The 13,039-nt window shown below is 72.4% G+C and carries 13 protein-coding genes; 10 read left to right on the forward strand and 3 right to left on the reverse strand.

Going from position 1 to position 13,039, the window contains the following annotated elements:
• On the reverse strand, nucleotides 1-560 hold a 560-nt coding region (locus tag ACFV5N_RS15455; RefSeq protein ID WP_385599246.1), incomplete at its 3' end, for a LacI family DNA-binding transcriptional regulator.
• 120 nt (nucleotides 561-680) lie between these two features.
• On the opposite strand from ACFV5N_RS15455, the gene ACFV5N_RS15460 reads away from it, so the two are divergent.
• From ACFV5N_RS15460 to ACFV5N_RS15505, 10 genes are all read left to right on the forward strand, one after another.
• A complete protein-coding gene (locus ACFV5N_RS15460) occupies nucleotides 681-1,946 on the forward strand; it encodes an MFS transporter (protein ID WP_385599220.1) in 1,266 nt (421 codons plus the stop codon).
• Nucleotides 1,947-1,955: 9 nt separating this feature from the next.
• A complete protein-coding gene (gene pafA / locus ACFV5N_RS15465; RefSeq protein ID WP_019434994.1) occupies nucleotides 1,956-3,317 on the forward strand; it encodes a Pup--protein ligase in 1,362 nt (453 codons plus the stop codon).
• A gap of 80 nt (nucleotides 3,318-3,397) precedes the next feature.
• Nucleotides 3,398-4,375: an FKBP-type peptidyl-prolyl cis-trans isomerase gene (locus ACFV5N_RS15470; protein ID WP_385599223.1), complete on the forward strand. Its 978-nt coding sequence runs from the start codon at nucleotides 3,398-3,400 to the stop codon at nucleotides 4,373-4,375.
• 65 nt (nucleotides 4,376-4,440) lie between these two features.
• The gene (locus ACFV5N_RS15475; protein ID WP_385599226.1) at nucleotides 4,441-4,815 is read left to right on the forward strand and encodes an FKBP-type peptidyl-prolyl cis-trans isomerase; all 375 of its coding nucleotides are present in this window, start codon (nucleotides 4,441-4,443) and stop codon (nucleotides 4,813-4,815) included.
• A gap of 90 nt (nucleotides 4,816-4,905) precedes the next feature.
• Entirely contained in the window at nucleotides 4,906-5,859 is a 954-nt protein-coding gene (locus ACFV5N_RS15480) for a helix-turn-helix transcriptional regulator (RefSeq protein WP_385599229.1), read from the forward strand.
• A gap of 48 nt (nucleotides 5,860-5,907) precedes the next feature.
• Nucleotides 5,908-6,843 (forward strand): helix-turn-helix transcriptional regulator, encoded by a 936-nt coding sequence (locus ACFV5N_RS15485; RefSeq protein WP_385599248.1) that lies wholly within the window; start codon nucleotides 5,908-5,910, stop codon nucleotides 6,841-6,843.
• A 64-nt stretch (nucleotides 6,844-6,907) separates the two neighbouring features.
• Nucleotides 6,908-7,102, forward strand: a complete 195-nt coding sequence (locus tag ACFV5N_RS15490; RefSeq protein WP_385599231.1) for a hypothetical protein — start codon at nucleotides 6,908-6,910, stop codon at nucleotides 7,100-7,102.
• Nucleotides 7,103-7,240: 138 nt separating this feature from the next.
• Nucleotides 7,241-7,540 (forward strand): Sec-independent protein translocase subunit TatA, encoded by a 300-nt coding sequence (tatA, locus tag ACFV5N_RS15495; protein ID WP_385599251.1) that lies wholly within the window; start codon nucleotides 7,241-7,243, stop codon nucleotides 7,538-7,540.
• Nucleotides 7,541-7,616: 76 nt separating this feature from the next.
• A complete protein-coding gene (tatC, locus tag ACFV5N_RS15500; protein WP_385599234.1) occupies nucleotides 7,617-8,516 on the forward strand; it encodes a twin-arginine translocase subunit TatC in 900 nt (299 codons plus the stop codon).
• 113 nt (nucleotides 8,517-8,629) lie between these two features.
• Nucleotides 8,630-11,440: a DEAD/DEAH box helicase gene (locus tag ACFV5N_RS15505; RefSeq protein WP_385599237.1), complete on the forward strand. Its 2,811-nt coding sequence runs from the start codon at nucleotides 8,630-8,632 to the stop codon at nucleotides 11,438-11,440.
• A 10-nt stretch (nucleotides 11,441-11,450) separates the two neighbouring features.
• Here the strand turns inward: ACFV5N_RS15505 and ACFV5N_RS15510 are convergent, their stop codons facing one another.
• Nucleotides 11,451-12,383, reverse strand: coding sequence for a 5'-3' exonuclease H3TH domain-containing protein (locus ACFV5N_RS15510; RefSeq protein WP_385599240.1), 933 nt, complete (start codon nucleotides 12,381-12,383; stop codon nucleotides 11,451-11,453).
• Nucleotides 12,384-12,421: 38 nt separating this feature from the next.
• A partial coding sequence (locus tag ACFV5N_RS15515; protein WP_385599243.1) for a gamma-glutamyl-gamma-aminobutyrate hydrolase family protein occupies nucleotides 12,422-13,039 on the reverse strand: 618 nt, incomplete at its 5' end.

Raw genomic sequence — 13,039 nt, forward strand, 5'->3', positions numbered from 1 at the left:
TCCCGGAAGGTCCAGGAGTCCACATCGGCCGCGAGGTGCGCGATCCGCCGGTGCCCGAGGCCCAGCACGTGCCGGGCCAGCTGCCGCATCCCGTCGCCGATGTCCGGGTTCACGGTGGCGGCGGCCCCCGGGTCGCGCGGCTCGCTGTCGAGCATCACCAGCGGCAGCCCGCCCTCGCTCAGGGCCCGCAGCGCCGGTGCCGCCATGGAAGAAGCCAGTACCCCGTCGAGGGTGGCGCCGGAGTGCGCGAACGGGTCGGGGGCCGGGCCGATGCCCTCCGGCGAGAGGTAGAGCACCACGCCGAAACCGTGTTCCGCCGCCACCCGGGCCGCCCCCGCGTACATCACGGCGAAGAACTCGCTGGAGAGCGCTGGCACCACCACCAGCGCCGTCCTGGTGCGGCCGAGCCGCAGACTGCGGGCGGCCAGATTGGGGCGGTACCCGAGCTCCCGGGCGGCGGCGCGCACCGTCTCGGCACGGGCGGGGGAGACCCGGCCCTGCCAGCGCTCGCGGAGCACCAGGGAGACGGTGGCCTGCGAGACCCCGGCCCGTTCGGCCACATCCCGACTGGTGGGGCGGGCGGGGACGTCCCCCGGTCGGGCACTGCTGTTCACAGTCGGCCATGGTACGTACAATCGAGCGACGTTATACGTAACACTTCTCTCTGGCTGGGAGCCTGCATGGCAACGGGATACCTGGATCTGCTGCGCGCGCCGCACGTGGGGCGGCTGCTGGGCAGCACACTGCTCGGCCGGCTGCCGAACGGTGTGGCCTCGCTCGCGGTGCTGCTCTTCGTGCGCGCCGAGGGCGGCAGTTACGGCCTGGCCGGGGTGCTCGTGGCCGGGTACGGGGTGGCCACCGCCGTCGGCCAGCCGCTGCTCGGCCGGCTGGTGGACCTGTACGGCCAGCCCCGGGTCCTGCTCCCCGCCGCCCTGTGCTCCACCACCGCGATGGGCGCGCTGGCCGTCGCGGGCGTCGGCAGCCCCGCCCTGGCACTGACGCTCATGCTGCTCGCCGGGCTGACCACCCCGCCGCTGGAGGGCGCGCTGCGGGCCCTGTGGCCCAGCGTCCTGAACCACCGCGAGGACCGGGTGCACCGCGCGTACGCGCTGGAGGCGGTGGCCCAGGAGGTGATCTTCGCCGGCGGCCCGCTCGTGGTGATGCTCTGCGTCGCCCAGTGGTCGGAAGGGGCCGCCCTGCTGATCGTCAATGGCGCCGGGCTGCTCGGCGCCCTGTCCGTGGCGCTCTCCGGACCCTCCCGGCGCTGGCGCAGCGCCCCGCGCGAGGCGCACTGGCTGGGCGCGCTGCGCTCACGCGGGCTGCTGGCACTGCTGGGCGGCTTCTTCTTCGTCGGTGGCGCCCTGGGTGCCATCGCGGTGGCCGCGGTCGCCTACGCGGACACCCACGGCAACGAACTCGTCGCCACCTACCTGCACTCGGGCCTGGGCGTGGGCGCGCTGCTGGGCGGTCTGGCGTACGGGGCCAGGCAGTGGCCGGGTGAGCCGGAGCGGCGGCTGCGGCTGCTGGTGGCCGCGCTGGCCGCCTGCTACCTGCCGCTGGCCCTGGTGCCGTCCGGTGTGGTCGTCATGACGCTGCTGTCCGTGCTCGCCGGGGTCTTCCTCGCGCCCGCGCTGGCCTGCGCCTTCGTCGTCATCGACCGGCACGCGCCCCGTGGGACGGTCACCGAGGCGTTCTCCTGGCTGGTGACCACCTTCGGGGTGGGCGCCGCGATGGGGACCGGGGCGGTGGGCCCGGTGATCGAACGGGGCGGCGAGGACGCCGGATACGCCCTGTCCGGGGTGGCCGGCCTGCTCGCGCTGGCGGTGCTGTGGCTGACGCGGAACGTCCTGGCCGCGCCGCGCCCGGTGGCGGTGGCGGTGGCCGGGTCGGAAAATGATCGAAACGCCGCCCCCGAACCCCGTTTCAGAACTGAGGATCGGGCGTAATGTTCAGACATGGATCGCCGAATCTTCGGGCTGGAGAACGAGTACGGCGTCACCTGCACGTTCCGTGGGCAGCGGCGGCTGTCCCCGGACGAAGTGGCGCGGTACCTCTTCCGCCGAGTCGTGTCCTGGGGCCGCAGCAGCAATGTTTTTCTGCGCAACGGCGCCCGGCTGTACCTGGATGTCGGTTCACACCCCGAATACGCGACCCCGGAGTGTGACAACGTCACCGAGCTCATCACCCACGACAAGGCGGGTGAGCGCATTCTGGAAGGGCTCCTCGTCGATGCCGAGCGCCGGCTGCACGAAGAGGGGATCGCCGGCGATGTCTATCTCTTCAAGAACAACACCGACTCCGCCGGAAATTCTTACGGCTGCCACGAGAACTATCTGGTGGCCCGGCACGGGGAGTTCTCCCGGCTGGCGGATGTCCTGATCCCGTTCCTGGTGACCCGGCAGCTGATCTGCGGGGCCGGCAAGGTGCTCCAGACGCCGCGCGGCGCGGTGTTCTGCGTCAGCCAGCGGGCCGAGCACATCTGGGAAGGGGTGTCCTCCGCGACCACCAGGTCCCGGCCGATCATCAACACCCGCGACGAGCCGCACGCCGACGCCGAGCGCTACCGCAGGCTGCATGTGATCGTCGGCGACTCCAACATGTCCGAAACCACCATGCTGCTGAAGGTCGGGGCCACCGACCTGGTGCTGCGCATGATCGAGGCCGGGACGGTGATGCGCGACCTCACCCTGGAGAACCCGATCCGGGCCATCCGCGAGGTCAGCCACGACACCACCGGGCAGCGCAAGGTCCGGCTGGCCACCGGCCGCGAGGCGTCCGCGCTGGAGGTCCAGCAGGAGTACTACGAGAAGGCGCTGGACTTCTGCGAGCGGCGCGGGATGCGCAGCGGGCTGACCGAGCAGGTCCTGGAGCTGTGGGGCCGCACTCTGGAGGCGATCCGCGCCCAGGAACTCGACAAGATCAACACCGAGATCGACTGGGTCATGAAGTACCAGCTGATCGAGCGGTACCGGGCCAAGCACAACCTCACGATGTCCCACCCGCGGGTGGCGCAGATAGACCTCGCGTACCACGACATCCACCGCCGCCGGGGCCTCTACTACCTGCTGGAGCGCAAGGGCCAGGCGCAGCGCATCTGCAACGATCTGAAGATCTTCCAGGGCAAGTCCGTGCCGCCCCAGACCACCCGGGCCAGGCTGCGCGGCGACTTCATCCGGCGGGCCCAGGAGCAGCGCCGGGATTTCACGGTCGACTGGGTGCATCTCAAGCTGAACGACCAGGCGCAGCGCACCGTGCTGTGCAAGGACCCGTTCCGGTCGGTCGACGAGCGGGTGGAGAAGCTGATCGCCGGGATGTAAACCGGGAATAGCGGGACGGAGGCCGTAGGCTGGGCGGGACCAGCGGGTCCCCCCCGTCCGTCCCTAGCTGAGTTGGACTGATGATCCCTACGAAACGCGCGCGCCGTGTTGTCGCGGCGCTGGCAGTCCCGGCCATTCTGCTGACCGCCGCCGCCTGCGGCTCCGATGACGGTTCCTCGTCCTCGGGGCCGCTCGCTGCTGTCTCGGGCAAGCCCGGCGAGCAGCCCACCATCGAATTCGACGAGGACGCCTCCGCGGGCAAGACCTCGGTCGAAGTGCTCACCGAGGGTGATGGAGCCGAGGTCAAGCAGGGTGACATGCTCGGCATGGATGTGATCGGCAAGACCACGGGTGAGCAGAGCGACCTGGTCAACACCTGGATGACCCAGGACGGCCAGCCCACCACCTCGGACGACACCCCGCGTCCGCAGCTGGTCACCCAGGCCGGTGTGGAGTCGGCGCTGCCGGAGGCCATCACGGAGCCGCTGATCGGCACCCAGGTGGGCAGCCGGGTCAAGGTCGAGGGCACCGCGGGCGAGCTGCTGGGCGAGACCGCCGACACGGTGGGCCTGGACAAGGACCAGGGCATGGTGTGGGTCTTCGACATCAATGTCGCCATCGACCCGACCACCTCGGCGACCGGTGAGCAGGCCCCGGTCGAGGAGGGCATGCCGGAGGTCGTGGCGGAGGGCCAGGAGCCCGCCACCATCACCATCCCCGAGGGTGACGCCCCGGCCGAGCTGCGCGAGCAGACCCTGATCGAGGGCGACGGTGCCGAGGTGCTGGCCGGGCACACCCTGTTCGTCCAGTACACCGGTGTGAACTGGGAGGACGGCGAGAAGTTCGACTCCTCCTGGGACCGCGACGGCGGCGCCTCCTTCCAGATCGGCGCCGGTCAGGTGATCTCCGGCTGGGACGAGACGCTGGTCGGCAAGCACGTGGGCGACCGGGTGCTGATGGTGCTGCCGCCGGACAAGGCGTACGGCGAGGCGGGCAACGCCAGCATCCCCGGCAACTCCACCCTGGTCTTCGTCGTGGACATCATCGGCGTCGCGTGACCGGCCGGCGGAGCCCGTAGGCTTTCGTACGCACCATCGACCTGATCGTTCCTAGGAGTGAATTCGTGAGCAACGACAAGCCGGAGGTCGATTTCCCCATCGGCGACCCGCCCGCCGATCTGGAGATCAAGGACCTCTGGGAGGGTGACGGCCCGGTCGCCGAGGCAGGCGCCACCGTCGCCGTGCACTATGTCGGCGTCTCCTTCAGCACTGGCGAGGAGTTCGACGCCAGCTGGAACCGCGGCACCCCGCTGCGCTTCCAGCTGGGCGCCGGCCAGGTCATTCCGGGCTGGGACCGGGGCGTGCAGGGCATGAAGGTCGGCGGCCGCCGGCAGCTGACCATCCCGCCGCACCTCGCGTACGGCGACCAGGGGGCCGGCGGCGGGCGGATCGCCCCCGGCGAGACCCTGATCTTCGTCTGCGACCTGGTCTCGGTCTGATCCGGACAAGCGGTACCGTGGGCCCATCCCCGTGCGGGGGTGGGCCCATCGCTGTGTGTGGGCGCGGAGGAGGAAGGGGGCGGCCCGCCGATGGCGATCGCCAAGGCCGAGCGGCTGATGAACCTGGCGCTGTGCCTGCTGGGCACCGGCCGTCCGCTGACCAAGCGGGAGCTGCGGACCTCCATCGAGGCGTACATCGAGGCCGGCAGCGAGGACGCCTTCAACCGCATGTTCGAGCGGGACAAGGACGATCTGCGCGAACTGGGCATGGTCATCGACACCGTGGAGTCCCTCGACGGAGAGATCGGCTACCTCGCCCGCCGCGACCGCAACCGGCTGCCCCCGCTGACCCTGGACGCCGAGGAGGCCGCCGCGCTCGGGCTCGCCGCGAAGGTCTGGCAGCAGGCCCGGCTGGCCGGGGCCGCCAGCGGCGCGCTGCAGAAGCTCCGCGCGGCCGGGATGCCGCTGGCCGGGGCCGAGCAGGAGACCTTCAGCGCCCTGGAGCCGCGCATCCCCGCCGGTGAGGCCGCCTTCGAGCCGCTGATGATCGCCTGCCGCGACCGCCGCCCGGTCACCTTCGACTACCGCAAGTCCAACGCCGCCCACGCCGAGCAGCGGCAGGTCGAGCCCTGGGCCCTGGAGTGCTGGCGCGGCCACTGGTACCTGGCCGGTTACGACCGGGAGCGGCGCGCCGAGCGGGTCTTCCGGCTCTCCCGGATCAGCGGCCGGGTGCGCTCCCGCGGCGGGGCGTTCACCGCCGAGGTGCCCGGCGTCGTCGCGGTACGCGAGTCCGTCGCCGAGTGGGCGGGGGAGAGCGCCACCACAGCGGCCAGGATCCGGCTGCGCGCCGGGGCGGGCTACCCGCTGCGGGCGCGCGCCACCTGGACGCGGGAGGGCGAGGACGGCTGGGACGAGCTGGAGATCCCGCACGGCCACGGCCTCGGCGCCTGGCTGGTGGAGTTCGGCCCCGATGTGATCGTGCTGGAACCCGCCGAACTGCGGGCCGATGTGGTGGACCGGCTGCGCGCCGTCGCCAAGGGATGAGGGGACGCGCACACTGTGGCGACCAATGCCATCGACCGGACCCGGCGGATGCTGTCCCTGGTCACCTATCTGCGCGAGCGCCCCGGCGCCCGGGTGGACGAGGTGGCCCGCGCCTTCGGTATCTCGCAGGACGAGCTGATCTCCGACCTGAGCGTGCTGCCGATGTGCGGCACCAGCTTCCGGGGCGGTGATCTGCTGGACATCGACACCGACGGCGAGCACATCTGGTGGTACAACGCCGAGGCCACCGGCTCCTCGGCCGGTGAGCCGCTGCGGCTGGCCGCCGACGAGGCCACCGCGCTGCTGGTGGCCGCCCGCGCGGTGGCCACCCTGCCGGGCCTGCGGGACAGCGACCGCGAGGCCCTGCTGCGGGCCACCGCCAAGCTGGAGGCCGCGGCCGGGGAGAGCGCGGGCGCCTCCTCCCGGCTGTCGGTCACCTTCGAATCCGAGGGCGAGGTGTTCGCGGTGGCCGACCGGGCGCTCACCGAGCGCCGCCGGCTGCGCATCCGCTACTACTCGCCGGGCCGCGACGAGCTGACCGACCGGGAGATCGACCCGGTGCGGCTGTTCGCGGTGGGCCACACCTATCTGGAGGCGTGGTGCCGGCGCAGCGAGGCCCGGCGCACCTTCCGGCTCGACCGGGTGGCCAGCGTGGAACTCCTCGACACCCCGGCCGACCCGCCGCCGGTGGAGCCGCGGGACCTGAGCGAGGGCCTGGTGCAGCCGGCCGCCACCGACCCTGAGGTGGTCATCGAGGTGGGGCCCGGCGGGCGCTGGGTCGCCGAGTACTACCCGCACGACACGGCCGAGGAGCTGCCGGACGGCGGGCTGCGGATCACCCTGCGCACCCCCGACCCCGCCACGCTGCGCCGGCTGGCGCTGCGGCTCGGCCGGGACGGCCGGATCGTGGCACCGGCCCAGCTGGCCGACAGCGCGCGCGAGGCCGCCCGCGCGGCGCTGGCCGCGTACGACACGCCCCTCTGACGGCACCCGCTGGTACCCGGGCGGGGGCACCGGCTGGGGAGGGCGGTGGCGTAGGCTCCGCACCATGTTCTGGGCGATGCTCCATCTCACCCTGGCCGCCGTCGGCGTTCTGCTGCTGGGGGTACTGGCCGTGCGCGTCGGTGTCGAGGCCGCGCGCTTCGGACGGGCCGTGGGGGAGGGGAGCGAGCGGATCGGCCGGGCAGCCGAGGAACTGGAACACTCCGCCGCACGGCTCGCGCGCGAGGCGCCGCGCCGTTAGGGCCCCGCCCGGGCATTGCTTTGTGTTCACCCTTGGGCGTTACTATGACTCAGCTCGTGCGGGACGTTCACGTAAGTCCCCGTCCGGCACGGCTGGAAAAACCACCCGCCTTCCCGGATGAGAGACTGGACGAAAATTATGGGCCAGATCGGACCGTGGCAGATCGTTCTCATTTTGGCCGTCGTCGTGCTCGTTTTCGGGGCGAAGCGGCTGCCGGACACCGCAAGGGCGCTCGGCAAGTCGCTGCGGATCCTGAAGAGCGAGACCGCCGCGCTGCGCACCGACGGCAACGACGCGCAGAAGGGCACCGGCGGTGACACCGCCCACAGCTCCGCCGAGCCGCAGCCGCAGCCGGCGCCCCGCACCATCCAGGCCGCCCCCGGCGACGTCAGCAGCGCCCGGCCGGTGGACGAGCCCCGGAACACCAGCCAGGGCTGACCGTCACGCCGTACCAGCACACTGACAGCCGGTGGCCGGAGCGGTTCCGGCTGCCCTGACGGATGAGGACGCAGGGGTGCCCAAGGCTGCCCGGAAGAAGGCGAAGGACCCGGAGGGGCGCATGCCCCTCACGGAGCATCTGCGCGAGCTGCGCAACCGGCTCGCGATCTCCGTGCTCGCGGTGGTGGTGATCACGGTCGTGGCGCTCTTCTTCGCGAAGAGCATCATGAACTTCATCACCGCACCGCTTCCGCAGTGCATCGAGCTGGAGGACGCGGACCCCGCCGGCAACCGGTGCGCGACCCTGACCCAGGCCGGCCTCACCTCGCCCTTCGCCACCTACATCAAGGTCTCCCTGATGGTGGGGTTCGTGCTGGCCTCCCCGGTGTGGCTCTACCAGGCGTGGGGCTTCATGGCCCCCGGCCTGCACAAGAACGAGAAGAAGTACACCCGCGCCGTGGTCGCGGTGGGCGTGCCGCTCTTCCTGTTCGGCGCCTACTTCGCGTACTGGCTGCTGCCGCGCGCCATCCCGGTGCTGCTGAGCTTCTCCGCCGACGGCGCGGAGAATCTGGTCTCCGTCGACGACATCCTCGACATCACCGTGCGGATGGCGGTCGCCTTCGGCTTCGCCTTCGAGCTGCCGCTCGTGCTCGTCATGCTGAACTTCGGCGGGGTGGTCAGCGGCAAGCGGATGCTCAGCTGGTGGCGCGGCATGGTCGTCGGCATCGCGATCTTCGCCGCCGCGATCACCCCCACCGACATCATGTCCATGATCGCGCTCCAGGTGCCGGTCACCGGCCTGTACTTCCTGGCCACCGGGATCGCGCTGCTCAACGACTACCGGCGGCGCCGCAACGACCCGGAGGCCCGGCTCGGTGACGACGAGGCGTCCGACCTCGACCTGACGCCGTCCTCCCTCGACGGTCCCGAGGACATCGGCCGCTCCGGCCGGGGCGGCTACGACGACGCCACCTGATCCGGGTCCCGCGAGTCTCCCGCGCCGCCCCCGGCACCCACCCGCGGTGCCGGGGGCGGCGGCACGACAAAGATCACCCCGCTGTCGGTGGTGGCCGGTAGGCTCGAAGCACGATGACCGAGGACATGTCCCCCGCGCAGCGCTACGCCGCCGCCCGCAAGCGCGCCGTCGAGCAGGCCACCGCGTTCGCCCCGTTCCGCCAGATGTACGACTTCGAACTCGACGCGTTCCAGGTCGAGGCCTGCCAGGCCCTGGAGGGCGGCAGCGGTGTACTCGTCGCCGCGCCCACCGGGTCGGGGAAGACCATCGTCGGAGAATTCGCCGTCCATCTGGCGCTCACCCAAGGGCGGAAATGTTTTTACACCACGCCCATCAAAGCCCTCTCCAACCAGAAATTCACCGATCTGGCCAAGCGTTACGGCGCCGACCGGGTCGGTCTGCTGACCGGTGACAACAGTGTGAATGCCGATGCCCCGGTGGTCGTGATGACCACCGAGGTGCTGCGCAACATGCTCTACGCCGGCTCCCAGGCGCTGAACGGCCTCGGCTACGTGGTGATGGACGAGGTGCACTACCTCTCCGACCGGTTCCGCGGCGCCGTGTGGGAGGAGGTCATCATCCACCTCCCCGACTCGGTGACCCTGGTCTCGCTGTCGGCGACCGTCTCCAACGCGGAGGAGTTCGGCGACTGGCTGGACACGGTGCGCGGCGACACCCGGGTGATCGTCTCCGAGCACCGCCCGGTGCCGCTGTGGCAGCACGTGCTGGCCGGGCGGCGGATGTACGACCTGTTCGAGGAGTCGGGCGCCAAGCGGGAGGTCAACCCCGATCTGCTGCGGATGGCCCGTACCGAGGGCGCCAGGTCCTGGAACCGGGAGCGCGGCGCCGGGCGGGACCGGCGGCGGGCCGCCGACCGGGAGCGGGAGCGGCGGGCCAGGAACCGGGTGTGGACGCCCAGCCGCGCCGAGGTCATCGACCGGCTGGACGCCGAGGGCCTGCTGCCCGCCATCACCTTCATCTTCAGCCGCGCCGGCTGCGAGGCGGCCGTGCAGCAGTGCCTGTTCGCCGGGCTGCGGCTGAACGACAGCGCGGCCCGGCTGCGGGTGCGCGAGATCGTCGAGCGGCGTACCGCGGCCATCCCGGACGAGGACCTGCGGGTGCTCGGCTACTTCGAGTGGCTGGAGGGCCTGGAGCGCGGCATCGCCGCCCATCACGCCGGGATGCTGCCCGCCTTCAAGGAGATCGTCGAGGAACTCTTCGTCCAGGGCCTGGTGAAGGCGGTCTTCGCCACCGAGACCCTGGCCCTGGGCATCAACATGCCCGCGCGCTCGGTGGTGCTGGAGAAGCTCGTCAAGTGGAACGGCGAGCAGCACGCCGACATCACCCCCGGCGAGTACACCCAGCTGACCGGCCGGGCCGGGCGGCGCGGGATCGATGTCGAGGGCCACGCGGTGGTGCTGTGGCAGCGCGGCATGGATCCGGGCGCGCTCGCCGGGCTGGCCGGGGCACGCACCTATCCGCTGCGCTCCTCCTTCAAGCCGTCGTACAACATGGCGGTCAACCTCGTCGGCCAGTTCGGCCGGCACCGCTCCCGGGAACTGCTGGAGACCTCGTTCGCCCAGTTCCAGGCCGACCGCTCGGTGGTCGGCATCTCCCGCCAGGTGCGCAAGAACGAGAGCGGGCTCGCCGGGTACAAGGAGGCGATGACCTGTCACCTGGGCGACTTCGAGGAGTACTCCCGGCTGCGCCGCGAGCTGAAGGACCGGGAGACGGAGCTGGCCCGCGAGGGCGTGGCGCAGCGGCGGGCCGCCGCCGCGGCGGCGCTGGAGAAGCTGCGGCCCGGCGACATCATCCATGTCCCCACCGGCAAGTTCGCCGGGCTCGCCCGGGGGGTCGACCCCGGGCTGGCCGGTGGCGGGCGCGGGCCGGCCCGGCAGCGCGGCATGGACATGCACGACGGGCCGCGTCCCCTGGTGCTCACCGCCCAGCGGCAGGTGAAGCGGCTGGCCTCGGTGGACTTCCCGGTGCCGGTGGAGCCGCTGGACCGGATGCGGATCCCCAAGTCGTTCAACGCCCGCAGCCCGCAGTCGCGGCGGGATCTGGCCTCGGCGCTGCGCACCAAGGCCGGGCACCACGAGCCGGGGCGGCGCCGCAAGCAGCGGGCCCAGGCGGCCGACGACGCCCAGCTGACGCGGCTGCGGCAGCAGATCAAGGCCCATCCGTGCCACGGCTGCGACGAGCGGGAGGACCACGCCCGGTGGGCCGAGCGCTATCACCGGCTCAAGCGCGACAACCGGCAGCTGGAGCGGCGGATCGAGGGCCGCACCAACACCATCGCCCGGACCTTCGACCAGGTGTACGCGCTGCTGTCCGAACTGGGCTACCTGGACGGCGACGCGGTCACCGACGACGGGCGGCGGCTGGCCCGGCTGTACGGCGAACTGGACCTGCTGGCGAGCGAGTGCCTGCGGGACGGGGTCTGGGAGGGTCTTGACCCGGCGGAGCTGGCCGCGTGCGTCTCGGCGCTGGTCTTCGAGACCCGCTCGGCCGACGACGCGCCCGCGCCGGAGCTGCCGGGCGGGCGCGCCAAGGCCGCGCTGGGCGAGATGGTGCGCATCTGGGGGCGGCTGGACGCCCTGGAGGAGCAGCACCGGATCAACCAGGCCACCGGGGTGGGCCAGCGGGAGCCGGATCTGGGCTTCGCCTGGGCCGCCTACCGCTGGGCGCAGGGACACGCGCTGGACGAGGTGCTGGGCGACGCGGACATGACCGCCGGTGACTTCGTGCGCTGGTGCAAGCAGATCATCGACGTGCTGGGCCAGATCGCGCAGGCCGCGCCGGCCGGCGGGACGGTCGCCAAGACCGCCCACAAGGCGGTCGACAAGATACTGCGCGGGGTCGTCGCCTACAGCTCGGTCGGCTGAGCGGGGCGCGTCAGCCGGGCCGCTGCTCCAGGGCGGCCAGCAGCCGGCCCAGGGCGCTGCCCAGGCCCCAGCGGCCGGCGAGCGCGTCCAGCGCGGCGGGGTCGCGCGGGGTGCGGGGCAGGGTGGCGTCGTGGTCCGGCAGCGGCACGTCGGTGGCGACCCGGACCACCGTGGGGGCGACCGCCAGATACGGCAGCGCGGCCTCCAGCCTGGCGCGCTGGGAGCGGGTGATCTTGGCCATCGGGTCGTCCAGGGCGGCCAGGATGCCGGTGAGGTCGCCGAAGCGCTCCAGCAGGGTGGCCGCGGTCTTCTCGCCGATGCCGGGCACGCCGGGCAGCCCGTCGCTCGGGTCGCCGCGCAGCACCGCCAGCTCCGCGTAACCGGGGCCGTCCACGCCGTACTTGTCGCGCAGCGCGCTCTCGTCGTAGGCGGCGAGGTCGCCCATGCCCTTGACCGGGTAGAGCACCCGGACCCGGCGGCGGTCGTCGATGAGCTGGAACAGGTCCCGGTCGCCGGTGACGATGTCCACGGGCCCGGCGGCCTTGGCCGCGAGCGTGCCGATCACGTCGTCGGCCTCGAAACCGGCCGCGCCGAGCCGGGTGATGCCCAGGGCGTCCAGGACCTGCTCGATGACCGGCACCTGCGGGGTGAGGGTGTCGGGCACCTCCTCGACGTCCGGGTCCCCGGCGGCGGTCTCCTCGGCGACCCGGTGCGCCTTGTAACCCGGGATCAGCTCGACCCGCCAGTGCGGGCGCCAGTCGGCGTCCATGCAGGCCACCAGCGCGTCCGGCCGGTGGTCGCGGACCAGCCGGGCGATGAAGTCCAGCAGCCCGCGCACCGCGTTGACCGGCGTACCGTCGGGGGCCCGGACGGACTCGGGCACCCCGTAGTAGGCGCGGAAGTAGAGCGAGGCGGTGTCGAGCAGCATGAGAGAGCGGGTCATGCTGGGATCATCCCCGATGCCACTGACAAGCCGGAGGTTCACCCGCCGCCCGCGGCGCGGACGAGCGCGGCCATCAGCCGGGTGTCGTCCGCCATCTCCGGATGCCACTGCACGGCCAGGGTGAACGCGGCGGCGGGGTCCTCCAGGGCCTCCACGGTGCCGTCGGGCGCGTGCGCGGAGACGGTGAGGCCGCCGCCGATCCGGTCGACGGCCTGGTGGTGATAGGTGGGGACGGTGAGCGGCCCGTCCAGGATCGCGCCGAGGCGGGTGCCGGGCACCGGCTCGATCCCGTGGCTGCCGAACCGCCCCGGGACATCGCCCGCGTGGTGGTCCAGATGCTGGAGCAGAGTGCCGCCCCTGGCCACGTTGAGCAGCTGCATCCCCCGGCAGATGCCCAGCAGCGGCACCCTCCGCACTCCCGCGGCCTCGATCAGGGACAGCTCCCAGTGGTCGCGGTCGGGGTCGGCCGGGCCGGTGCGCGGATCGCGCGCCGCCCCGTAGCGTTCCGGCGCGACGTCAGGACCGCCGGCGATCACCAGCCCGTCCAGCCGGGCGACCGCCGCCGCTGCCGCGCCGGGGGAGGGGTCGGGCGGCAGCAGGACGGCCAGCGCGCCCGCGCGCTGCGCCTGCCGGTGGTAGCCGGCGGGCAGCAGCTG

It is taken from the genome of Streptomyces sp. NPDC059853, from assembly GCF_042731495.1.
Lineage (GTDB): Bacteria > Actinomycetota > Actinomycetes > Streptomycetales > Streptomycetaceae > Streptomyces.

Coding starts and splice junctions, on each gene's coding strand:
- ACFV5N_RS15460 (WP_385599220.1), top strand. CDS start 681: ATGGCAACGGGATACCTGGATCTGCTGCGCGCGCCGCACGTGGGGCGG.
- pafA (WP_019434994.1), top strand. CDS start 1,956: ATGGATCGCCGAATCTTCGGGCTGGAGAACGAGTACGGCGTCACCTGC.
- ACFV5N_RS15470 (WP_385599223.1), top strand. CDS start 3,398: ATGATCCCTACGAAACGCGCGCGCCGTGTTGTCGCGGCGCTGGCAGTC.
- ACFV5N_RS15480 (WP_385599229.1), top strand. CDS start 4,906: ATGGCGATCGCCAAGGCCGAGCGGCTGATGAACCTGGCGCTGTGCCTG.
- ACFV5N_RS15485 (WP_385599248.1), top strand. CDS start 5,908: ATGCTGTCCCTGGTCACCTATCTGCGCGAGCGCCCCGGCGCCCGGGTG.
- ACFV5N_RS15490 (WP_385599231.1), top strand. CDS start 6,908: ATGTTCTGGGCGATGCTCCATCTCACCCTGGCCGCCGTCGGCGTTCTG.
- tatA (WP_385599251.1), top strand. CDS start 7,241: ATGGGCCAGATCGGACCGTGGCAGATCGTTCTCATTTTGGCCGTCGTC.
- ACFV5N_RS15505 (WP_385599237.1), top strand. CDS start 8,630: ATGACCGAGGACATGTCCCCCGCGCAGCGCTACGCCGCCGCCCGCAAG.
- ACFV5N_RS15510 (WP_385599240.1), bottom strand. CDS start 12,383: ATGACCCGCTCTCTCATGCTGCTCGACACCGCCTCGCTCTACTTCCGC.